Below are 21,453 nucleotides of genomic sequence, written 5' to 3' on the forward strand. Positions count from 1 at the left end.
GCCAGAGTGTTCAAGTCCCGACCCCCACCATATCCGCAACCGGAAGCCTGCAACCGGAGCTGTCAATGGAGATCGCGAAGTGACTGAAGTCTCTGGTTCTCTGGTTAGAGTGACGCGAGACGGTGCAGCTTGGGCATGCAGGCCATAACGCGGGTAAGCGGAGCAAGACTTCTACGAGCTTTCCAAGTCAAGCACTATTTCACGGGTTACTTCATTCTCTATTCTCTTAACTCTCAATTTTAGGTTCGGCCTGGAGACTCTCGTCTTGCTGACGGCCATCTGTTGGGAAGCCGGTGTGAGGCGGGTTGTCAAGGGCTGTCGCCGCTCTGGGTTAACCCGTGTCCTGAGGCTCGCGGGCGCTGCAACGGGCTTGCGCAGGTCAGCCGACCAGCTATCGTGGAAACGTGCCGGGCAAGACCCTTGCCTGAGCCGCGGGTCCGAGCGACCAGCCAGGACCTTTTGGGGACTAGAAGTTCCGTCCCCTTGTGATCGCCGCGTCGAGCAGTTTCTCTGCGTTTTCGACAGCCTGCCTGAAGATTTCGGCCTCTTCCTCCAAGGACATTCCCGTCATCGTGGAGTTCTTCAGGTCGCGGATGCAGTTGTCGCGGAGCATCATCAGTGAATCATCGTCAAGGAGTTGTCCGCTGAGAACGTACTTGATGAGCTGGGCCGTAAAATTTTCGAATACAAGCGTAATCAGGCCGGCCTGAGCTGCACTGCGCGTTGCATTCTGGAGGATCTGCTTATCGTCCATCGCGGGACTTCACATGATCGCGCTGGAGAACAGGGAATTCGCTGTTCGGAATGGAGCCGTTCGGAGCCATGGGTGCAAGCTGGCGACAGTTATGACACTCTGAAATAGAGGTTATCCTTTTCCGGCCACTCCAGCCAGCGGCTTTTTTGCGTATCCCTCATGCTCCCTTGGACGGCTATCCCGGCTCGTGGCGCACCCGACGTTCGATCGCGTTCCGGCACCACGTAGTTATCGCTTCGACATCGGGCTTCAGGCGGGTGGCGGAATCGCCGGCGAACGACAGAAAATCATCGAGATTGTGTTCGGAGACGCCGATGATGAGCGGAATGTCGGCAATCAGGGCCTCTGCGATGACCGATCGCAGCCCGCGGCCTTGTGCCTCTTCCTTGCCGAACTTGTTGATGACAACCAGGTCGACATGCTCGAGCACCGCGCGCTCGATCCAGGCGTCGATGCGCGCGAACGCGTCCTGATCGAGGCGGCACCCCCGCGCTTCGTTACCGCGATCCAGCGAAATCTTGACCTCGTCGCCGCCCAGCAGGTCCTTCACATACATATCGCAGCGGCGCCGGCCTTCCCGGTGCGGGTTGGACTGAACGACTCCGCCCAGGCGATACCCTCGCTTGGCCAGTTCTGCGGCACATTCGGCGATCAGAGAATCCCTGACGAGACCGTCCTCGTGGGTGACGAGCCCGATCTGTCCGACGCCGGGTTCTGCATGCTCGGCGGACATCCGGGGAGCATGCTGATGCCGCTCCGTCGTTTCCTTTTCGGGGTCTGTCATGATCTGCTCGAGAGGCATCCGTCCGCGGTACATCCAACTCTCCGGCGCAGCGCAGAGAAACCGCAGGAGGAGAAATTGCAGGTGCTGTTCGAGCGGCGCCGCAGTTCCTTCCGCAGCGCACGCTGCTTCATTCTGCACTAAATAATCGCAGAATGGCATAAAGTGAAACCGACCTGAAGCGGTATGTCAAGGCAGCTATCACCATGAACGAACCGGGGGTTTTTCCGTGAAAACAGCCATCACCGAATTGTTCGGCATCCGGCATCCGATCATCCAGGGCGGCATGCATTACGTCGGCTTTGCGGAGCTGGCGTCTGCGGTCTCCAATGCGGGAGGTCTTGGCATCATCACCGGACTGACGCAGAAGACGCCGGAACTGCTGGCGAAGGAGATCGCGCGCTGCCGCAGCATGACCGACAAGCCGTTCGGGGTGAACCTGACGTTTCTGCCGGCATTCACCGCGCCGCCTTATCTCGAATACATCCAGGCGATCGTGGAAGGCGGCGTCGGAATCGTCGAGACGGCGGGCCGCAACCCCGAACAATACATGCCCGCGCTCAAGACGGCCGGCATCAAGGTGATCCACAAATGCACCGCGGTACGGCACGCATTAAAGGCGGAACAGATCGGTTGCGACGCGGTCAGCGTCGACGGCTTCGAGTGCGGCGGTCATCCCGGCGAGGACGACATTCCCAACATGATCCTGCTGCCGCGTGCCGCCGATGAACTCGGGATTCCGTTCGTGGCCTCCGGCGGCATGGCCGATGCGCGCAGCCTGGTCGCCGTGCTGGCGCTGGGCGCTTCAGGCATGAACATGGGCACGCGCTTCATCGCGACCAAAGAGGCGCCGGTGCATGACAACGTCAAGAAGGCGCTCGTTGCGGCTTCCGAGCTCGATACCCGGCTGATCATGCGCGCGCTGCGCAACACCGAGCGCGTGCTCAACAACCGCAAGGTCGAGCGGCTGATGGAAATCGAACGGGAGAAAGGTGCGGACCTCAAGATCAACGACATTATCGAGGAGGTCGCCGGCGTCTATCCCAAGGTGATGATCGAGGGCGACATGGATGCCGGCGCCTGGAGCTGCGGCATGATCGTTGGCCTGATCCACGATGTGCCGAGTTGCAAGGAACTGATCGACCGCATCATGGGGGATGCCGAGCGCATCATCCGCCAGCGGCTGACGGGATTTCTGGAGAGCACTTTTCCATGAAACGTTGAAAGACTTTAGGCGAAATTCATAGCGCGACCAGGCTTCAGCCGTCGCGGCCGATATGTTTGTGGCGGATGCTGCGCACCACCGACCAGATCGACAGCGCTGCCACCGGAATGAAGGCGGCGTTCAGATAACCCGGCTCGACCGGGACCAGCCCGGACTCGTGGAGCGCCTTGGCGATATAGCCGAACAGACTGACCACGTAATAAGTGATGGCCGCGACCGATAGCCCTTCCACGGTGGTCTGCAGCCGGAGTTGCATCCGCGTGCGGGCGTTCATCGATTTGAGCAATTCCTGATTTTGTTGCTCGAGTTCGACGTCGACGCGCGTGCGCAGCAGGTTTGCCGTGCGCGACAGCTTGAGCGACAGGCTCTCCTGACGCGCCTCGGTCGTCACGCAGGTCCGCATCGCCGGCGCCATTCGCCGCGCCAGGAACGACGTCCACGTCGGCAACCCGGCCACCTTGCGCTCGCCGATTGTCGTCAGCCGCTGCTGCACGATCTCGTAGTAGGCCCGGCTGGCGCCGAAGCGGAAGACGCTCGCCGCCGCGCCGGCCTCGACTTCCGCGGCCAGCGCCGTCAGCTCGTCGAGCAGATGCCGGTTGTCGGCAAGATTGCCATTGTTGCGCATCTTGTCGGTCACCTCGGCGAGCCGTTGCTCGACGGCGCTGATCGAAGGCGCGAGCCGCTGCGCCTCGGGCAGGCCGAGCAGAGCGAGCGTGCGATAGGTCTCGATCTCGATCACGCGTTGCGCCAGAGCGCCGGCGCGATCCGGGTTGAGTTTGCGGTCGACGATCAGAATTCGCACGAAGCCGGACGGGTCGGGCTGGAAGTCCGTGGCGTAGATCGCCGCGCCGTCGCTGTTTTCGGCAAGCGCGAGACTGTTCCGATCGAACAGCCGCTCCGGCGGCTGGACGGCGGGGCCGTCGGCGAGCACGTGCATGTTAATGGCGACAAGAAGCGGACCGGGTTGCGGGACGAGCTGCATCGGGGCGGCGAGCGCCGCGGCTGACGGGTGAAACGGAATTCCGTCAGGTTGGGAGGGCAGCTCCCAGGTATAGGTGGTGAATTCGGAATGCTGTTCCCATCGCAGCACGGTGGTGCCGAACGCGACGCGATAGTGCCGTTCGGCGAAGGTCGGCACCGGCAGGCCGCGCGCCGAACAGAACGCCGCCAGATGGTCGCGGTCTGCCTGGCCCCGCTCGCCGGCCGTTTCAAACGCGAAATGCAGGATGCGGGCAGGAACGGACAGCGCCGTGAAGGGCCGCGCATGCAGTTCGCCCAGGATGGCGGTCCTCAGCGGATGCGGCGTCAGCCGGGCGGCTTCTCCGTCCCCAATCGAGACTTCCGCGGTCATGCGATCCTTTCCGGCAATGTGTCGCCCAGTGTCTCGAGCCCAGGTTCGAAGGTCCGTGCATCAACCTTTGATGCGATGCGAGCCCTGAATCGCCACACTGGTTGTAGCGGCGTGGCGATAAAGCGTGCAACGTCGTTTATCGCGCGCATGTGATAAGCCGATAACGGTTGCCGATCAACGGCGGCATGGACCGGGCGGAAACGCTGCTCTCAATAATGCGGCGGCGGTTCGTTTGCGGGGGCGGGGCGGGCGGCTTCGGCCTCCCGTACGCGCTCGCTCAGTTCGGCGACCTGCCGTGAGAGTGCGTCGATCTGCTTCCACTGTGCGGTGACGGTCTGGTTCAGCGTCTCGATGGTTTCGTCCTGATAAGTCAGGCGCATCTCCAGCGCGTCGACGCGATCGGCCAAGGTCCTCTCAGTCATCACCGGCTTCTCCGTCCATGAGCCGACCCTGGCGCCTCGATTCTTTCAGCCCGTGACCGAGCGCTATTCGATCGTCGAACACGAAGCATTCGCCCCGCCAGCGGCTTTGACTTTCGGGGACGGCTTCGAGGTATTTCAGGATGCCGCCCTTGAGGTGATAGACTTCCTCAAAGCCGCGCGACAACAGATAGGAGCTCGCCTTTTCGCAGCGAATGCCACCGGTGCAGAACATCGCGATCCTGCGATGCTTGAGGGTTTCGAGCTTTTGCATGACGAAATCCTTGAACTCGCCGAATCGCGCAAGCTGCGGATCAATCGCGCCTTCGAAGCTGCCCATCGCCACCTCGAAGGCATTGCGGGTATCGATAAGAAGGGTGCCCGGTGCTGCGATCAGGTCGTTCCAGTCCTTCGGTGCGACATAGATGCCGACCGCGCGGGTCGGATCCGTAGCGGGATCGCCGAGCGTCACAATTTCTTTCTTCAGCCGGACCTTGAGCCGCGCGAACGGCATCACTGATGCCTGCGAGAATTTCAGTTCGAGATTGTCGAGCCGGCCGGAGAGCAGCGGACCCGATTGCAGTTCTGTCACCAGCGCATCGATGGCGTCGGGCAGGCCGGCGACAGTGCCGTTGATGCCTTCTTTGGCGAGCAGGATCGAGCCCTTGATGGACAGCCTGGAGCCAAGCGCGTGCAAGGGTTCGCGCAGCTCGCGGAAATCCGGCAGTGACGTAAATTGATAGAGAGCGGCGACCTTGAGCATGACGCCGGTTTATCAGTCCGCGCCGCGTCGCGAAACCCGTGCAGGAGGTGACTGGATAGCTGATGGTACAAAAAAGGACCGGCTACGGGACCGGTCCTTTTCTTTGAACTCGCGAGGTTCAGATCAAAGTTTTTTGTTCACGGCGTTTGCCGCCTTGTTGGCGGAATCCTTCACCGCTTCCTTGGCGTCGCCAAGCGCTTTCTGACCCTTGCCCTTCATTTCCTGGATCGCGCCTTCGCCCCGCATCTTGTCGGAGCCTACAGCTTCGCCGGCGCTCTGCTTTATCTTTCCCATCGCCTCATTGGCTGTGCCCTTGATCTTGTCTGTCGTGGAACCCATGGATCCTCTCCTTTGCGTTGAGCCCCGACAACGCGGAGAGCTTCGGAGGGTTCCGGCGCGGCTGAGGGGTGATCGCCCGACTCTGGGAAGATTGCGGGAGGGAAAGTTCATGAGCGGGTCGCGTGAGGCGATCCGCTCATGATGGGTTGTCTCAGACGGGATGAGGTTCGATCGTTGCCGACGAAGTAAACCCCACTGCGTCCGGCCTATAGCGTTTTCAAGCGAAGCGGGTACCGGTTCGCGTAAAGAAAACGCGTAAAACAAAAAGCTAGAGCCCGGCTTTGATTCGATCAAAGCCGGAATAGCTCTAGGCGGCCCTGACCGTTGCCAGGAAGTTATCGACCTCCAGCTTGAGACGGTCCGTATTGCTGGCCAGGGACTTTGCCGCGGCCAGCGCCTGCGTGGAAGCGCCACCTGTCGCGGACGCGCCGTTGCTGACCTCGATGATATTGGAGGACACTTCCGAGGTGCCCGCCGCAGCCTGCTGGACGTTGCGGGATATCTCCTGAGTTGCAGAGGCCTGCTCTTCGACGGCTGAGGCGATCGTCGCGGAAATCTCCGCGATCCTGCCGATAACGACGCCAATCTCTTTCACATTGACGACGGAATCGTCCGTGGCCGTCTGGATGCTGGCGATCTGCTGCCCGATTTCGGCGGTCGCCTTCGCGGTCTGCTCGGCCAACGCCTTCACCTCGGACGCCACCACCGCGAAGCCGCGGCCGGCCTCGCCTGCGCGAGCGGCCTCGATCGTGGCATTGAGCGCCAGCAGGTTGGTCTGGCTTGCGATCGTGTTGATGAGTTCGATCACGTCTCCGATCTTCGTCGAGGCCTGCGACAGCGACGTGATCCGCTGGTCGGCGCTGTGGGCCTTTTGCGCCGCCTCGCTCGCGATCCTCGACGCTTCCTGGACCTGCCGGCTGATTTCGTTGACGGACGCTGCCATCTCCTCGCTGGCGGATGCCACCGACTGAACGTTGACCGTCGCTTCCTCGGAGGCCGCGGCCACGGCGGAGGAAAGCTGGTGGGTCTGCTCGGCCGTCCGGGTCAGGGCGGTCGCCGAACCCTCGAGTTGAGTCGCTGCCGAGGAGACCGTCTGGATCACTTCGCCGACCGCCGCCTCGAAATTGTCGGCAAGCCTGTGCATGTCTTCCTTGCGCTGCTGGGCGGCAAGTTGATCCTGCTTCATCTTTTCTTCCGCCTCGTCGCGCGCCTTCTGTTCAGCCTTGACCTTGAAGGTCTCGACCGCACGCGCCATGTCGCCCATTTCGTCCTGGCGTTCGAGTCCGGGCAGCACAACCGAGAAGTTGCCGTTCGCGAGTTCGCCCATCGCTCCGGTCAGCGCAGCCAGCGGCCGCAGGATCCGCGAGAACGCAATCCAGAAGCTGACCAGCGCGAGAGCGATGCAGCCCAGCAGGATCAATCCGGCGACGAGCAGTTTCGATCCGCTGTTTGCAGCTTCCGTCGCGGCTTCCTGGTCGGCCGCTTCACCGACCGCTTCGGCGAGACGCAGAATCGAATTGATCGCCGTAGTCGCCCGCGCAACATAGTCGTTGCCGTTGATCGTGTACTCGCCGCTCTCGGCTGTCGCGAGTACGCTGTCGCGCGTTTGTCCATAAATCTGGAAATAATCGTTCTCGACGCCCGTGATCGCATCCGCCACCTTCTTCGGCAAGTCGGCGCGCATCCGGAGTGGCGAGATCGTTTCCCATGCCAATTCGACATTTCCGCGGTAGCGAGCGATGGTCCGGAAGCCGACGGTCGTCATCTTGGCGCGGGAGCCAACCATTCCGCCGAGGAATGCACGCTCGCGTCCGGCGTTCTCGGCCATCTGCGCGGTCAGATTACGTATGCTGACCAATTGCGCCAGAGCCGCAGTAGGCGGGCGGTTCAACGTTTCCATCGTCAGGCGCAGCTTGTTGCCAGAGACGTCGATCAGCTTGGTGATGGTCGGGGAGAAGCTCTCGACGACCTCCGGGTTTCGCTCCGATCCTCGCTTGGGAAGATTTTCGTCGAGCCTCATGCGAAAGCCGATGAATCCCTGGAACGTGTTTTCGGCTTCCGAAATCTGCGACTCTGCAGATTTCATTGACGGAATCCCGTGCAGCAGTTGAGCGGCTTCCTTAAACGCGTGATCGGCGGTTTGCCGCGTGCTGGCGATCCGCGGGAGAAGTTCGGCGGGCAGGGCGTCGGGCGACTTCAGCGGCGCGTTGGTAAGTCCGCGCTCGACGGCCCACTGCCCTGCGCTTTTCAGCAGCAGTTGGGAGATGTGATTCACTTCGAGAAATGCTTCGGACTTCTGCCGTTGTTCGTAGGCCTGATATGCCGCAATTCCGGCGGAAAGGGCGCCTATAAGTACGAGCGCCGAAACGATTGCAGGAAGAGTAACGCTTATCTTCGCCTTCATTTTGGATTCCTTCCAATGCAGGTGAATTCTCACTGATCCACAGTTCTATGGGACGGGAATCAGCCTCCGATCTCTGACGATTCGGCTTACGGATGCTTCTGTGATGCGCGTGGCGATAAGCCCGCAGTGCCCGCGCGATCCGTATGAAGCCCCGGCGGTATCTTTGAACGGACCTGATTAAAATTTTACCAATCTTCGAGTGGACGGCGTCTCCAGCGACCGTGGGTTGCGCCCCTTACCAGTCGGATCATTTCCGCACAGTTCGATCCCTTCTTGATCCCTTCGTCGCTTGGATGCGCGCGACTGATGCGTCGAGTTCGCGGCTTGCAACTCCGCCGCGCGAACCCGCAACCCTCTCAGGACTTTGCTGGATTTCTGTCCCAGCACCACCCAAGGAATCTGGGCCGAGATCATTCATTGCTCACGGGTTCATGATGTATGATGATTATTGACAATCATCATTAAACAATCCACAGTAGGATGAGAGAACGGCTTCCGAAGGATTTTCCGATGCAGGATCGCTCGTCTTTCTTCAGTTTTTCCAGTTATTTGCCGCTCATTCTGGTTGCCCTTCCAGCGCTGGCGTTAGGGGGCTGTAATGAATCGGCCGCCGAAAAAGTCGAGCCGGCGCGCCCGGTTCTGACCGCCACGGTGCATTACGAGGCTGAGATTCCGGATCGCAGCTTCGTCGGCACCATCAAGCCGCGGATCGAGACCGATATGGGCTTCCGCGTGTCCGGCAAGGTCGCGAAGCGTCTGGTCGAGGTCGGACAGATCGTGGAGGTTGGCCAACCTCTCGCGACGCTCGATGAAGTCGATCTCAAATTGCAGGCCGAGCAGGCCCAGGCGGAATTGAGCGCGGCCACCGGCGTGCTGGCGCAGGCCGCCGCAGCCGAGACGCGCGCGAAGGAATTGCGCGCCAAGGGCTGGACCACGGATGCTCAGCTCGATCAGGCCAAGGCTGCCGCCGACGAGGCGCGGGCGCGGTTGAACCGTGCGCAACGCTCGGTCGAATTGACCAAGAATTCCCTGTCCTATGCGACGCTGACCTCCGACACCCGCGGCGTAGTCACCGCGACATTGGTGGATGCCGGGCAGGTGGTCGCTTCGGGCCAGCCCGCGATCCGCGTCGCGCGCCTTGGTGAAAAGGAGGCGGTGGTCGCCATACCGGAAACGCTGATCGGCCGCGCGCGGACCGGCACGGCGCGGGTGTCGCTATGGTCGGAGCCCGGCAAGACCTATACGGCGAAGCTGCGCGAGATCGCGCCGACCGCCGATCCCGCGACCCGCACCTATCTCGCCAAATTCTCGCTGCCGGATGCCGACGATAAGGTATCGCTCGGCATGACAGCGACGCTGACGCTCGCCGATGCCGCCACCTCTCGCGTAGCGCGGGTGCCGCTCTCGGCGCTGTTCAGTCAGGGCGGCCCGTCGGCGCTCTATGTCGTCGATGACAAGGGCGATGTCGCGCTGAGGCCGGTCGCGGTGAAATCCTACGAGAGCAACGACGTCATCATCACCGGCGGCGTGGACGAGGGCGCGAAGGTCGTTGCGCTCGGCGTGCAGAAGCTCGATCCGTCGCAAAAGGTGCGCGTGGTGTCGTCACTGTCGTTTTGAATCACTCCGTCATTGCGAACTCGCAATGACGGAGTGAACTGACGACCGCATCTGCAAGAAGGAAGATTGCGATGAAGCGCTTCAATCTGTCCGCCTGGGCGGTGAGCCATCCCGCGCTGATCCTGTTCCTCATCCTCGCGCTCGGTATTGCCGGCTTCTTCTCCTACGAGAAGCTCGGCCGGGCCGAAGATCCTTCCTTTACGGTCAAGGTGGTGAACGTTTCGGTGATGTGGCCGGGCGCGACCGCGGACGAGATGCAGACGCAGGTCGCCGATCCGCTTGAGAAGAAGCTGCAAGAACTGCCTTATTTCGACAAGGTTCAAACCTATTCCAAGCCGGGTTTCACGGCGATGCAGGTGTCCTTTCTCGACTCCGCTCCGCCGAAGCAGGTGCCTTATCTGTTCTATGTCCTGCGCAAGAAACTCGCGGATGCGCAGGGCAGCCTTCCCGCGGGAATCCTCGGGCCGGTTGTCAACGACGAGTTCAGCGACGTCGATTCCATTCTCTACACTCTGACCGGCGACGGCGCCGATTACGCGCAATTGAAAAAGGTCGCGGAGGGCCTTCGCCAGCGGCTGTTGAGGGTGGAGGGCGTCACCAAGGTCAATCTCTACGGCACCCAGGACGAGCGGATCTACGTCGAGTTCTCCCATGCCAAGCTGGCGACGCTCGGCATTGCGCCGCAGGCGATCTTCGATTCGCTTGCGAAGCAGAACGCGGTGACGCCGGCCGGCACCGTCGAGACTTCATCGCAGCGGGTGGCCTTGCGTGTTACCGGCGCGTTCGATGGCGCGAAAGCGGTGGCGGAGACGCCGGTCGAAAGCAACGGGCGCGTGTTCCGCCTCGGCGACATCGCAACCGTGACCCATGGCTTCATCGATCCGCCGACATTCAAGGTGCGTCAGGAAGGCAAGCCGGCGCTCGGCATCGGCGTGGTGACCGCGAAAGGCGCCAATATCCTCAAACTCGGCGAGGACGTCACCAAGGCCGCGGACGAATTCATGCAGGCGGTGCCGCAGGGCATCAACATCGAGCGCATCGCCGATCAGCCGAAAGTGGTCGAGCACGCCGTCGGCGAATTCGTGCATTCCTTCATCGAGGCGCTGGCGATCGTGCTGTTCGTCAGCTTCCTCGCATTGGGCTGGCGCACCGGCATCGTGGTGGCGCTGTCGGTGCCGCTGGTTCTCGGCATCGTCTTTATAGTCATGAACGCGATGTCGCTCGATCTGCATCGCATCACCCTCGGCGCTCTGATCATCGCGCTCGGCCTATTAGTCGACGACGCCATCATCGCGGTCGAGATGATGGTGGTGAAGATGGAGCAGGGCTGGGACCGCATGCGTGCCGCGTCCTTTGCGTGGGAATCCACCGCCTTTCCGATGCTGACCGGCACGCTGGTGACGGCGGCCGGCTTTCTGCCGATCGGCTTCGCCAATTCCGGCGTCGGCGAATATGCCGGCGGTATCTTCTGGATCGTGGCGATCGCGCTGGTAGCATCGTGGTTCGTCGCGGTGATCTTTACGCCTTACATCGGCGTCAAGCTGCTGCCGAACATCAAGGTCAGCCACAATCACGATCCGCATGCGATCTACGAGACGCGGATCTACCGGAGCCTGCGCGCCGTGATCCAGTGGTGCGTCAACCACCGCATCAAGGTGGTCGCGGCGACAGTCGGTATCTTCGTCGCGGCGGTGATCGGATTTGGTCATGTGCAGCAGCAGTTCTTCCCGCTGTCGGAACGGCCCGAACTGTTCCTGCAACTGCGGCTGCCGGAAGGCACGGCGTTCGGCGTCACCGAGAAGTCGGTGAAAGAGGCCGAGAAGATCCTCAAGGACGATAACGATATCGCGACCTACACCGCCTATGTCGGGCAGGGCTCGCCGCGCTTCTGGCTCGGGCTCAATCCGCAATTGCCGAACGAGGCCTTCGCCGAGATCGTGATTGTGGCGAAGAATGTCGAGGCGCGAGAGCGCATCAAGGCGAAAATTGAAAAGGCGGTAGATGACGGCGCGCTGACCGCGGCGCGGGTCCGGGTCGATCGTTTCAACTTCGGTCCGCCGGTCGGCTTTCCGGTCCAATTCCGGGTGATCGGCCCCGATGCTGCGAAGGTGCGCGATATCGCCTACAAGGTGCGCGACGTCGTGCGCGCCAATCCGAACGTGAAGGACCCCAGCCTCGACTGGAACGAGCAGACGCCGTACCTCAAGCTCGTGGTCGATCAGGATCGCGCCCGCGCGCTAGGCCTGACGCCGCAGGATGTCTCGCAGGCGCTGGCCATGCTGATCTCGGGCGTGCCGGTGACGACCGTGCGCGACGGCATCGAGAAAGTCGGCGTCGTCGCGCGCGCGATCCCGTCGGAGCGTCTCGATCTCGCCGGCGTCGGCGATCTCACGGTGACATCGCGCAACGGTGTTGCGGTGCCGCTATCGCAGGTCGCGAAGATCGAATACGCTCACGAGGAGCCGATCTTGTGGCGGCGCAACCGCGACATGGCCATCACCGTGCGCGGCGATGTGGTGGACGGTGTGCAGGCGCCCGACGTCACCAACCAGATCTGGCCGAAATTGCAGGAGATTCGCGACCACCTGCCGCCGGCTTACCGCATCGAGGCGGGCGGCGCATTCGAGGAGTCGGCCAAGGGCAACACCTCGATCTTCGTGCTGTTTCCGGTCATGGCTGTCGTGATGCTGACGCTGCTGATGATCCAGTTGCAGAGTTTCTCAAGGCTCGTGCTGGTGTTCCTGACGGCCCCTCTCGGCATCGTCGGCGCGTCCCTCGGGCTCAATGTCGCGAACCAGCCGTTCGGCTTCGTGGCGCTGCTCGGCCTCATCGCGCTCGCCGGAATGATCATGCGCAACGCGGTCATCCTGGTGGATCAGATCGAGACCGACGTCGCGCATGGCCTGACCCGGGGCGAGGCGATCGTCGAGGCGACGGTGCGGCGCGCCCGGCCGGTGGTGCTGACCGCGCTTGCGGCGATCCTTGCGATGATCCCGTTGTCACGCTCTGCGTTCTGGGGACCGATGGCGATCACCATCATGGGTGGATTGTTCGTTGCAACCTTCCTGACGCTTTTGTATCTGCCGGCGCTTTACGCGCTGTGGTTCAGGAAAAGTCTGGCCGAGCAAGGTGGCGAGCGGGAGCAGGCCAGGCCCGCGCCGCGCGAGACGCAACTCGTTTTTCCGCTTGCTCAGGCCGGAGAATAATTGAAAGATCGACTCTCTCATGACCATGGTCACAGACAATACCGAAGCTGATACGCGTCACCGGATTCTGGTGGTGGCGGAGCGGCTGTTCCGCGAGATCGGCTATCAGAAGACCACCGTCGCCGACATCGCGAAAGTGCTGCGGATGTCGCCGGCCAACGTCTACCGCTTCTTCGATTCGAAGAAGGCAATCCACCAGGGCGTGGCGCGGCGGCTGATGGGCGAGGTCGAGGACGCAGCGGAGGCGATCGGCGCCGCGCCGGGTCCTGCTACGCAGCGCCTGCGCGAACTGCTGTCCACGATCCATCACATGAACAGTGAGCGTTATGTCGGCGACGCCAAGCTGCACGAGATGGTCGCCATCGCCATGGAGCAGGACTGGGATGTCTGCAAGGCGCATATGGAGGATATCGCCGCGACCATCGGCGGGGTGATCGCTCAGGGTGCTGCGAGTGGCGAGTTCGAGGCGCCGGACGTGCGGCTGGCAGCGCTGTGCACGTGCACGGCGATGATGCGATTCTTTCATCCGCAAATGATCGCGCAAAGCGTCGACAAACCGGGGCCGACGCTCGACCAGATGATCGATTTCGTGCTTGCCGGTCTGGCGCCGCGCGTAAACAAGCATCCGGGCTGAAAGTTTTCGCCGATTCGCGCGAACGCCGAGCGCGGACGGCGCTGCGATCTTCGGCGTATTCCAAGCGTTCGCCGCTGCTTTGCGCTGCACGGGTCCGTATTGCGGCGTTTGAGGTTTCAGACGTTTGCAAATCGCGTTTTTGGAGTTCTTGCGCTATCCTGCGGTCGCGAGGCCGCCCCCGAATTGCAAAATTTCACTTAATTTTCAATTATGAAACCATGAAATGAAACTCGCTTTTGCCTTTTTAAGGATATTTCCTCTTATGGGTATAAGGTGATTGGCTGCGATACCGGGTCGACGCACCGCGGATTATCCGAACAAGAGGGCATTGCGATGAGTTTTCGCCGTGACGTGATCTCCAAGCTGATCTTCTCCTGGGCGCGCCGCGTGCTGCCGTCGATGTCGGATACCGAGCGCGAGGCGCTGGATGCTGGCGACGTCTGGTGGGATGCCGACCTGTTCTCCGGCAATCCCGACTGGGCGAAACTGCTGAATACCGCGCAGGCAACCTTGACGGCGGAGGAAGAGGCGTTCCTCAACGGCCCGGTGGACGAGCTTTGCGCCATGCTCGACGACTGGAAGATCAACTGGAAATGGCGCGATCTGCCGCCCGAGGTCTGGACCTTCATCAAGCAGAAAAAATTCTTTGGCATGATCATTCCGACCGAGTATGGCGGGCTCGGCTTCTCGCCCTACGCGCATTCGGAAGTGGTGCGCAAGATTTCGTCGCGCTCGCTGGTCGCCGCGGTCACGGTGATGGTGCCGAATTCGCTCGGGCCTGGCGAATTGCTGATGCGCTTCGGCACCAGGGACCAGCAGGCGAGATGGCTGCCGCGCCTTGCTGACGGGCAGGAAATTCCATGCTTCGGTCTGACCAGCCCGGAAGCCGGCTCCGATGCGGCGTCCATGACTGACACCGGTATCATCTGCAAGGGCACTTTCGAGGGCCGCGAGGTGACCGGGCTCCGGCTCAACTGGCACAAGCGCTACATCACGCTCGGTCCGGTGGCGACGCTGCTCGGGCTCGCTTTCAAGGCCTATGACCCCGATCATCTGGTCGGCTCGCAGGAAGACCTTGGCATCACCGTGGCGTTGATCCCGACCGATCTGCCGGGAGTATCGATCGGCCGGCGCCATCTGCCGGCCATGCAGGTGTTCCAGAACGGTCCCAACTGGGGCAAGGACGTTTTCATTCCGCTAGACTACGTCATCGGCGGAAAGGAGCGTCTCGGTCAGGGCTGGAAGATGCTGATGACGGCGCTGGCCGCCGGACGCGGCATCTCGCTGCCCTCGCTATCGGCGGCGGGCGCAGCCTTCGCGGCGCGCACCACGGGCGCCTATGCGCGCGTCCGCGAGCAGTTCGGTATCCCCATCGGCAAGTTCGAGGGCATCGAGGAGCCGCTGGCCCGCATCGCCAGCACGGCCTACCTGATCGACGCGGCGCGACGGCTGACTTGCGCCGCACTCAACGAGGGGCATCATCCTGCCGTCATTTCCGGCATCATGAAGCTGCACGCCACCGAGCGGCTGCGCATCGTGATCGATGACGCCATGGACATCCACGGCGGCAAGGCCGTGATCGACGGTCCGCAAAACTATCTCGGCAATCTCTATCGCGGCGTGCCGGTCTCGATCACGGTGGAGGGCGCCAACATCCTGACGCGCAACCTCATCATCTTCGGGCAGGGCGCGATCCGCGCGCATCCCTATCTGCTGCAAGAGATGAACGCGCTCAGCGACACCGACAAGGCCAAGGCGCTCGACACCTTCGACAAGGCGTTCTGGGCTCATGTCGTCCACAGCGTCACCACGCTGTTCCGCGCCTGGGGCCGAAGCTGGAGCGGCGGAGCGTTCGCGCCCGCGCCGGAGGATGCGGGCCCGGTGACGGACTTCTACCGTCAACTCTCACGCTATGCGTCGGCCTTTGCGTTGTGCGCCGACATGGCGCTCCTGACGCTCGGCGGCAAGCTGAAGCGCAAGGAGATGTTGTCGGCGCGGTTCGGCGATATTCTCTCCGAACTGTATCTGCTGTCTGCCGTGCTCAAGCGCTGGCATGACGAGGGCCGCCAGGAGGCCGATCTGCCACTGGTGCAATGGTGCATGGCGACCGGCTTCCGCACCATCGAGCAGCGCTTTGCCGACATTCTGGCGAACCTGCCAAACCGGTATGTTGCGTTCATGCTCAAATTCATGATCCAGCCGATGGGCGCGCGGGCGCGCGGGCCAAGCGACGCGGTCGTGCATGCTTGCGCTCAACTGGTGCTGGAGCCGTCAGTCGCTCGCGATCGCCTGACGCAGGGTCTCTCGCATGTGGACGACGACAATGGCGTTGCGCGTCTGGAAAAGGCGTTTCTGCTGGTGACGGCCGCGGAGGACGTCTTCAAGCGGATGCGCGCCGCGCGTCTGCATGACACGGATGCCGCGATCAAGCAGGGCGTCATCACCCAGGTAGAAGCCGAGAAATACAAGGTGGCGCAAGAGGCGGTGCTCCGCGTGATCGAGGTCGATGACTTCGCACCGGAAGCGCTGTCGCCCTTCAAGAAGTCCGTCAACGTTCAGGTGTTGCAGGAACGAAGCGAAGCGAGGGCGGCAGGCTGATGGCGCGTCCGGTTTATATCATCGACGGCAGCCGAACCCCCTTCCTGAAAGCGCGCGGCGGTCCGGGGCCATTCACGCCGGTCGATCTGGCGGTGCAATGCGGACGGCCGCTGCTGGCGCGCCAGCCGTTCGCCTCCGACGCGTTCGACCAGGTCATCCTCGGCTGCGTCAACGTCATCGCCGACGAGATGAATCCGGCCCGCGTCGCGGCGCTGCGGCTCGGAATGGGTGAGGCGATGGTGGCGTTCACGGTGCAGATCAACTGCGGCTCCGGCATGCAGTCGATGGACACCGGCTACCGCTATATCCGCGACGGCAACGCCAACCTGATCCTGACGGGGGGCGCCGAGGCTTTAAGCCACGCGCCGCTGGTCTGGCCGCAGCAGGGCGTGCGCTGGTTCGCCGGCGTCGCCGGCGCCAAGGGCATTGTGGAGAAGATCAAGGCGATCGCGAAAGCGCGGCCGCCCTACTTCAAGCCGATCATCGGCCTCGAGCGCGGGCTGACCGACCCGATCACCGAACTCAACATGGGCCAGACCGCCGAGGTGGTCGGCCACTTGTTCGGCATCACCCGCGAACAGGCTGACGCCTACGCGGTCGAAAGCCACAGGCGGCTGGCGAAGGCGCAGGCCGAAGGCTGGCTCAAGGGCGAAGTGGAAACCGCGTTCGCGCGCGACGGAAAGTTCTTCGATCACGACGACGGCGTGCGCCCGGATTCCTCGATGGAGACGCTGGCGAAGCTGAAACCGGTGTTCGAGCGGCCGTGGGGCCAGGTCACCGCCGGCAATTCGTCGCAGATCACAGACGGCGCGTGCTGGACCATTCTCGCCTCGGAAGATGCCGTCATCAAACACGGCCTCAAGCCGAAGGCGATGATCATCGACAGCCAGTGGTCGGCGCTCGATCCTTCGATCATGGGGCTCGGCCCGGTGCTGTCGGCGACGGAGATGTTGAAGCGCAACAAGCTGACGCTGTCCGACGTCGAGACCTGGGAGCTCAACGAGGCCTTCGCCACGCAGGTGCTCGGCTGCCTCGCAGCATGGGAAGACGAGAAATTCTGCCGCGAGGTGCTCGGCCTCGACGGCGCGGCAGGCGCGATCGACCGCGCCCGACTCAACGTCGACGGCGGCGCGATCAGCCTCGGTCATCCCGTCGGTACCTCGGGCAATCGCATCGTGCTGCATCTGGTCAATGCCATGAAGCGGCTGGGCACGAAGCGCGGCGTCGCCACCGAATGCATCGGCGGCGGGCAGGGCGGCGCCATGCTGATCGAGATGGTGTGAGGGCGTCATGGATTCGAAAGTACTGGACGTTCTCAAGGATCGCGTGCTGGAACTCGGGCCGAAGCCCGATGCAGGCGGCCCTTATCGCAACTTCAAACTGACCCGCGACGACGACGGCGTGGCGTGGCTGTTGTTCGACCGAGCCGATTCCAGCGCCAATACGCTATCATCGGAGGTGATGGAGGAGTTCGGCGCGATCCTGAGCGTGCTCGAAAGTCATCCGCCCGCCGGCATTGTGATCCGCTCGGCGAAGACCTCCGGTTTCATCGCCGGCGCCGACGTCAACGAGTTCCGCGGTGCCACGGATTCGACCGAGGTCGAAACCACGATCGGCCGTGCTCACAGCATCATCGACCGGCTCGAGGCGCTGAAGATTCCGACGGTCGCCGTGATCCACGGCTTTTGCCTCGGCGGCGGGCTCGAGCTCGCGCTGGCGTGCCGGACCCGGATCGCGATCGATAATGCGCGCTTCGGCTTTCCGGAAGTGATGCTCGGTCTTCATCCCGGCCTCGGTGGCACCGCACGCTTCACCAGGCTGGTCAATCCGATGCAGGCGATGACGCTGATGCTGACCGGCAAGACCATCGACGCACGGAAGGCTAAATCGCTCGGTCTCGTCGATGCCGTAACCCAGGAGCGCCATGTCCGAGGCGCGGTGAAGGATGCGGTGGCCGGCCGACTGAAGCGCGGTCGGTCCGCTGCGCTCAATGGATTGCTGAATCTCGGCCCCGTTCGCGGCTTTCTCGCCTCGCGGATGCGCAAGGAAACGGAGAAAGCGGCGTCGCAGGAGCACTATCCCGCCCCCTATGCGCTGATCGATCTGTGGGAGAAGCACGGCGGCAGCAAGGCCGCGATGCTGGCGGCCGAAAAACGGTCCTTCGCCGGTTTGATGGTGACGTCGACGGCGCAGAACCTGATCCGGGTGTTCTTCCTGCGCGAGCAGATGAAAAAACTCGCCGGCGGCGGCAACGTCGTGAAACATCTGCACGTCATCGGCGCTGGCGCCATGGGCGGCGACATCGCCGCCTGGTGCGCGCATCAGGACATCCGCGTGACGCTCGCGGACATGAAGCCGGAGCCGATCGCCGGCGCGATCAAGCGCGCCGCAATCCTCTACGGCAAGATCATGCGCAAGCGCACCGACATCCGCGACGCGCATGACCGTCTGATGCCCGATCTCGAGGGCGAGGGCGTGCGCAATGCCGATCTCATCATCGAGGCGGTGCCGGAAAAGCTCGAACTGAAGCAGAAGGTCTATGCCGGCATCGAGCCGAAGATGAAGCCGGGCGCGATCCTCGCCACCAACACGTCGAGCATTCCGCTGCAGGAGCTGCGGACCACGCTGCAGCATCCGGAGCGGCTGGTCGGAGTGCATTTCTTCAATCCGGTGTCGCGGCTGCAACTGGTCGAGGTGGTCAGCCACGATGCCGCCGACCCGCAGGTGTTGAAGGAGGCAATGGCATTCGTCGGCGCCATCGACCGGCTGCCGCTGCCGGTGAAGAGCTCGCCGGGTTTCCTCGTCAACCGCGCGCTGACGCCGTACATGCTCGAAGCCATGCTGATGCTGGATGAGAACATCGACAAGACTGTGATCGACGCAGCCGCGGAAAAGTTCGGCATGCCGATGGGGCCGATCGAACTCGCAGATCAGGTCGGCCTGGATATCTGCCTCGCCGTGGGCGACGAACTGCGCGCCAAGCTCGGCGATTTGCTGCCGCCGCCGCCGGAGTGGCTCCGTGAGAAGGTCGCGAAAGGCGAACTCGGCCGCAAGACCGGTCAGGGTTTCTACACATGGCGCGACGGCAAGGCCGACAAGGGCACCGCGAGCAGGTCGCAGATCACGCCGGAAATGATCGATCGGCTGGTGCTGCCAATGTCGAACGTTTGCGTTGCGTGTTTACGCGAAGGCATTGTCGGTGATCCCGATCTTGTCGATGGCGCGATGATCTTCGGCACCGGCTATGCGCCATTCCGCGGCGGGCCGCTGAACTATGCGCGTACCCGCGGTTCCGAGAACGTCGCCGCCAACCTGCGCGAGCTTGCGGAAAAATTCGGCGTCCGTTTTGCGCCGGACGCGGGCTGGGATACCTTCAAATAAGGTGAGATCGATGACGGATGCCCAGACGAGGGACGCGACAGCCGTTCACGCCCCGGCGATCGATGAGACCACGCCGCTTGGCGAACTCTGTACGCGCACGCTGGCCATGCCCGCGGACACCAACCAGAACGGCGATATCTTCGGCGGGTGGCTCCTCAGCCAGATGGACATTGGCGGAGGTATCTTCGCGTCCAAGCTTGCGAAGTCACGCACCGTGACCGTGGCCATCGACGCCATGAACTTCCGCAAGCCGGTCTTTGTCGGCGATCTCGTCTCCGTCCACGCCACGCTGGTCCGCATCGGCAGGACTTCGATCACGATGCATCTGGAAGCCTGGGTGATGCGCCGCAAGGAGATGCAGTTCATCCTCGTCACCGACGGCAAGTTCACCTATGTCGCAATCGACGACCAAGGCCGCCCGCGCGAGGTTCCGCAGGCCGACCCACCGGTTTCGGCATAATACTGCTCGCTGATCGGGGCGCGGATCGCGCCGGGCCCGGCCCGGAAATTTGCCGAGCCGATCGACGCCCAACCTCGACCGATTCTAGTTGCGAACATCCGAACCATGTCCATATCCTGATGGTGCGACAGGGAACGTTTCCCGCCATTGCCCGTTATCGGCGCGGCCTTTCGGCCAGAAAAATGCGAGTGGGATATGTCGAAGACCTATATCATCGAAGTTGGTTCGGAATCCGCGGGTATCGTGGTGCGCGATCGCGCGGGATTCCGGTTCTTTTCGGCCTCACAGCGATTCAGCTCACTGGACGGCAAGCTGTTCCGCAGCGCCCGTGACGCGGAACGTGCCGCAAAGCAGCGCGCGCAAAAATCCGCTTATCCCGATTTCGTGAAATCGCTGCGTGGAGCTTTACCGAGATTCCCCTTCTGACGTCGAGCGGCTGGCGCAGCCGGCTGCGCCGATCGCTTAACGGCTGGGTCTCCCAGCTTCTGAGGGAATCAGAGGGGAAAGTCGGAGCTTTATTTTGACGCGCTTTCCTGACGTGAACCGGTATCCACGGCGCTCGAAAACGTTATAACATCGGCACCCTTGGATGTCCGTGGGTCTCGAGGTGCTGCAGCGGTGGCCGGCCTTAGCCAGCGTCAATCCGATATCCTGAACATTGCCCGCGCGTTTGGACGGGTCATGGTGGATGAGCTTGCCCGCCGTTTCGAGGTGTCGGCCCAAACCATCCGCAAGGATCTCAACGATCTCTGCGACCAGCATTCGCTGACGCGCATTCACGGCGGCGCCATCATCGCCTCCGGTGTGGAAAATCTCGCCTATGAAGCTCGTCGCTTCGTCGCCGCCGAGGAAAAGAAGGCGATCGGGGTGGCAGCGGCAGCGCGGATTCCCAACGGGTGCTCGCTGTTCATCAACATCGGAACCACTACCGAAGAGGTTGCCGGCGCGCTCACCTTGCATGAGGACCTTCTGGTCATCACCAACAATCTCAACGTGGCGATGCAACTCTATCGCCATCCGCGCATCGAGGTGATTGTCGCGGGCGGCAACGTGCGTCGCTCTGACGGCGCGGTGATCGGCTCCAGTGCGACCAGCCTGATCGGTCAGTTCAAGGTCGATTACGCCATCATCGGTGCCTCGGCGATCGACGAGGCCGGCACGCTGCTGGATTTCGACTACCGCGAGGTGCAGGTATCGCAGGCGATCATCGCCAACGCGCGCAGCGTCATGCTGGTGGCCGACGGCACCAAACTGCGCCGCAGCGCGCCGGTGCGCATCGCCCATATCAGCCAGATCCAGACCTTCGTCACCGATGCGGCCCTGCCTGCCGACCTTGACGCGATCTGCCAGGCGCAAGGCATCGAGGTGATCGTGGCGATGCCGGACAAGCCGAATGAACTGGACGGTGTGGAAGCCGAACCTGCTGCCGATGGGCGCCCGAGGGCCGTCGGCTGAACTCTTCGTCGCTCACTGTCGCAGGACGATCAATTTCCGGGAATCAGAACGAATCCACAGCTTGCG

Annotated in this window: 17 protein-coding genes; 10 read left to right on the forward strand and 7 right to left on the reverse strand. The window is 62.5% G+C overall.

Annotated features, from left to right (window positions below; all coding sequences use genetic code 11):
• Positions 1–466: 466 nt before the first annotated feature.
• Positions 467–754 carry a hypothetical protein gene (locus ACS3WB_RS03035; RefSeq protein WP_438274097.1) on the reverse strand — a complete coding sequence of 96 codons (288 nt, stop codon included), beginning with the start codon at positions 752–754 and terminating at the stop codon, positions 467–469.
• Between the two features lie 175 nt (positions 755–929).
• The gene (locus ACS3WB_RS03040) at positions 930–1,538 is read right to left on the reverse strand and encodes a DUF2478 domain-containing protein (protein WP_438274098.1); all 609 of its coding nucleotides are present in this window, start codon (positions 1,536–1,538) and stop codon (positions 930–932) included.
• A gap of 226 nt (positions 1,539–1,764) precedes the next feature.
• On the opposite strand from ACS3WB_RS03040, the gene ACS3WB_RS03045 reads away from it, so the two are divergent.
• Positions 1,765–2,751 (forward strand): NAD(P)H-dependent flavin oxidoreductase, encoded by a 987-nt coding sequence (locus ACS3WB_RS03045; RefSeq protein WP_438274099.1) that lies wholly within the window; start codon positions 1,765–1,767, stop codon positions 2,749–2,751.
• A gap of 43 nt (positions 2,752–2,794) precedes the next feature.
• On the opposite strand, the gene ACS3WB_RS03050 is transcribed toward ACS3WB_RS03045, so the two are convergent.
• The 5 genes from ACS3WB_RS03050 to ACS3WB_RS03070 form a co-directional block, all read right to left on the reverse strand.
• Entirely contained in the window at positions 2,795–4,111 is a 1,317-nt protein-coding gene (locus ACS3WB_RS03050; protein WP_438274100.1) for a DUF3422 family protein, read from the reverse strand.
• A 209-nt stretch (positions 4,112–4,320) separates the two neighbouring features.
• On the reverse strand, positions 4,321–4,533 hold the full coding sequence (locus ACS3WB_RS03055; protein ID WP_438274101.1) for a SlyX family protein: 213 nt from the start codon (positions 4,531–4,533) through the stop codon (positions 4,321–4,323).
• On the reverse strand, positions 4,526–5,293 hold the full coding sequence (gene trhO / locus ACS3WB_RS03060; protein WP_438274102.1) for an oxygen-dependent tRNA uridine(34) hydroxylase TrhO: 768 nt from the start codon (positions 5,291–5,293) through the stop codon (positions 4,526–4,528). The genes ACS3WB_RS03055 and trhO overlap by 8 nt, the downstream gene beginning before the upstream one ends.
• Before the next feature lie 123 nt (positions 5,294–5,416).
• Positions 5,417–5,632 (reverse strand): CsbD family protein, encoded by a 216-nt coding sequence (locus ACS3WB_RS03065; RefSeq protein WP_438274103.1) that lies wholly within the window; start codon positions 5,630–5,632, stop codon positions 5,417–5,419.
• A gap of 307 nt (positions 5,633–5,939) precedes the next feature.
• Positions 5,940–8,036: a methyl-accepting chemotaxis protein gene (locus ACS3WB_RS03070; RefSeq protein ID WP_438274104.1), complete on the reverse strand. Its 2,097-nt coding sequence runs from the start codon at positions 8,034–8,036 to the stop codon at positions 5,940–5,942.
• Positions 8,037–8,546: 510 nt separating this feature from the next.
• Between ACS3WB_RS03070 and ACS3WB_RS03075 the strand changes: the two genes are divergently transcribed.
• The 9 genes from ACS3WB_RS03075 to ACS3WB_RS03115 all read left to right on the forward strand — a co-directional run bounded on the left by ACS3WB_RS03075 (position 8,547) and on the right by ACS3WB_RS03115 (position 21,387).
• On the forward strand, positions 8,547–9,653 hold the full coding sequence (locus ACS3WB_RS03075; protein WP_438274105.1) for an efflux RND transporter periplasmic adaptor subunit: 1,107 nt from the start codon (positions 8,547–8,549) through the stop codon (positions 9,651–9,653).
• A 71-nt stretch (positions 9,654–9,724) separates the two neighbouring features.
• Positions 9,725–12,859 (forward strand): efflux RND transporter permease subunit, encoded by a 3,135-nt coding sequence (locus ACS3WB_RS03080; protein ID WP_438274106.1) that lies wholly within the window; start codon positions 9,725–9,727, stop codon positions 12,857–12,859.
• 19 nt (positions 12,860–12,878) lie between these two features.
• Entirely contained in the window at positions 12,879–13,493 is a 615-nt protein-coding gene (locus tag ACS3WB_RS03085) for a TetR/AcrR family transcriptional regulator (protein WP_438274107.1), read from the forward strand.
• Between the two features lie 333 nt (positions 13,494–13,826).
• The gene (locus ACS3WB_RS03090; protein ID WP_438274108.1) at positions 13,827–16,091 is read left to right on the forward strand and encodes an acyl-CoA dehydrogenase; all 2,265 of its coding nucleotides are present in this window, start codon (positions 13,827–13,829) and stop codon (positions 16,089–16,091) included.
• The gene (locus ACS3WB_RS03095; protein ID WP_438274109.1) at positions 16,091–17,374 is read left to right on the forward strand and encodes an acetyl-CoA C-acetyltransferase; all 1,284 of its coding nucleotides are present in this window, start codon (positions 16,091–16,093) and stop codon (positions 17,372–17,374) included. Before ACS3WB_RS03090 ends, ACS3WB_RS03095 begins: the two co-directional genes overlap by 1 nt.
• A 7-nt stretch (positions 17,375–17,381) precedes the next feature.
• Positions 17,382–19,472: a 3-hydroxyacyl-CoA dehydrogenase NAD-binding domain-containing protein gene (locus ACS3WB_RS03100; protein WP_438274110.1), complete on the forward strand. Its 2,091-nt coding sequence runs from the start codon at positions 17,382–17,384 to the stop codon at positions 19,470–19,472.
• Positions 19,473–19,482: 10 nt separating this feature from the next.
• Positions 19,483–19,932: an acyl-CoA thioesterase gene (locus tag ACS3WB_RS03105; RefSeq protein ID WP_438274111.1), complete on the forward strand. Its 450-nt coding sequence runs from the start codon at positions 19,483–19,485 to the stop codon at positions 19,930–19,932.
• Between the two features lie 195 nt (positions 19,933–20,127).
• Complete coding sequence (locus ACS3WB_RS03110; RefSeq protein WP_438274356.1) at positions 20,128–20,358, forward strand: hypothetical protein; 231 nt, start codon at positions 20,128–20,130, stop codon at positions 20,356–20,358.
• Positions 20,359–20,550: 192 nt separating this feature from the next.
• On the forward strand, positions 20,551–21,387 hold the full coding sequence (locus ACS3WB_RS03115) for a DeoR/GlpR family DNA-binding transcription regulator (RefSeq protein ID WP_438274112.1): 837 nt from the start codon (positions 20,551–20,553) through the stop codon (positions 21,385–21,387).
• The last annotated feature ends 66 nt before the right edge of the window (positions 21,388–21,453 follow it).

This window comes from Nitrobacter sp., assembly GCF_051535215.1.
Classification (GTDB): Bacteria; Pseudomonadota; Alphaproteobacteria; order Rhizobiales; family Xanthobacteraceae; genus Nitrobacter.

What these genes read in the sequence shown, in the direction of transcription:
- ACS3WB_RS03050 (WP_438274100.1), bottom strand. Translation starts at nt 4,111, where the DNA reads ATGACCGCGGAAGTCTCGATTGGGGACGGAGAAGCCGCCCGGCTGACG.
- ACS3WB_RS03110 (WP_438274356.1), top strand. Translation starts at nt 20,128, where the DNA reads ATGTCGAAGACCTATATCATCGAAGTTGGTTCGGAATCCGCGGGTATC.
- ACS3WB_RS03055 (WP_438274101.1), bottom strand. Translation starts at nt 4,533, where the DNA reads ATGACTGAGAGGACCTTGGCCGATCGCGTCGACGCGCTGGAGATGCGC.
- ACS3WB_RS03035 (WP_438274097.1), bottom strand. Translation starts at nt 754, where the DNA reads ATGGACGATAAGCAGATCCTCCAGAATGCAACGCGCAGTGCAGCTCAG.
- ACS3WB_RS03085 (WP_438274107.1), top strand. Translation starts at nt 12,879, where the DNA reads ATGACCATGGTCACAGACAATACCGAAGCTGATACGCGTCACCGGATT.
- ACS3WB_RS03100 (WP_438274110.1), top strand. Translation starts at nt 17,382, where the DNA reads ATGGATTCGAAAGTACTGGACGTTCTCAAGGATCGCGTGCTGGAACTC.
- ACS3WB_RS03070 (WP_438274104.1), bottom strand. Translation starts at nt 8,036, where the DNA reads ATGAAGGCGAAGATAAGCGTTACTCTTCCTGCAATCGTTTCGGCGCTC.
- ACS3WB_RS03075 (WP_438274105.1), top strand. Translation starts at nt 8,547, where the DNA reads ATGCAGGATCGCTCGTCTTTCTTCAGTTTTTCCAGTTATTTGCCGCTC.
- ACS3WB_RS03090 (WP_438274108.1), top strand. Translation starts at nt 13,827, where the DNA reads ATGAGTTTTCGCCGTGACGTGATCTCCAAGCTGATCTTCTCCTGGGCG.
- ACS3WB_RS03065 (WP_438274103.1), bottom strand. Translation starts at nt 5,632, where the DNA reads ATGGGTTCCACGACAGACAAGATCAAGGGCACAGCCAATGAGGCGATG.
- ACS3WB_RS03040 (WP_438274098.1), bottom strand. Translation starts at nt 1,538, where the DNA reads ATGACAGACCCCGAAAAGGAAACGACGGAGCGGCATCAGCATGCTCCC.
- ACS3WB_RS03080 (WP_438274106.1), top strand. Translation starts at nt 9,725, where the DNA reads ATGAAGCGCTTCAATCTGTCCGCCTGGGCGGTGAGCCATCCCGCGCTG.
- ACS3WB_RS03105 (WP_438274111.1), top strand. Translation starts at nt 19,483, where the DNA reads ATGACGGATGCCCAGACGAGGGACGCGACAGCCGTTCACGCCCCGGCG.
- trhO (WP_438274102.1), bottom strand. Translation starts at nt 5,293, where the DNA reads ATGCTCAAGGTCGCCGCTCTCTATCAATTTACGTCACTGCCGGATTTC.
- ACS3WB_RS03095 (WP_438274109.1), top strand. Translation starts at nt 16,091, where the DNA reads ATGGCGCGTCCGGTTTATATCATCGACGGCAGCCGAACCCCCTTCCTG.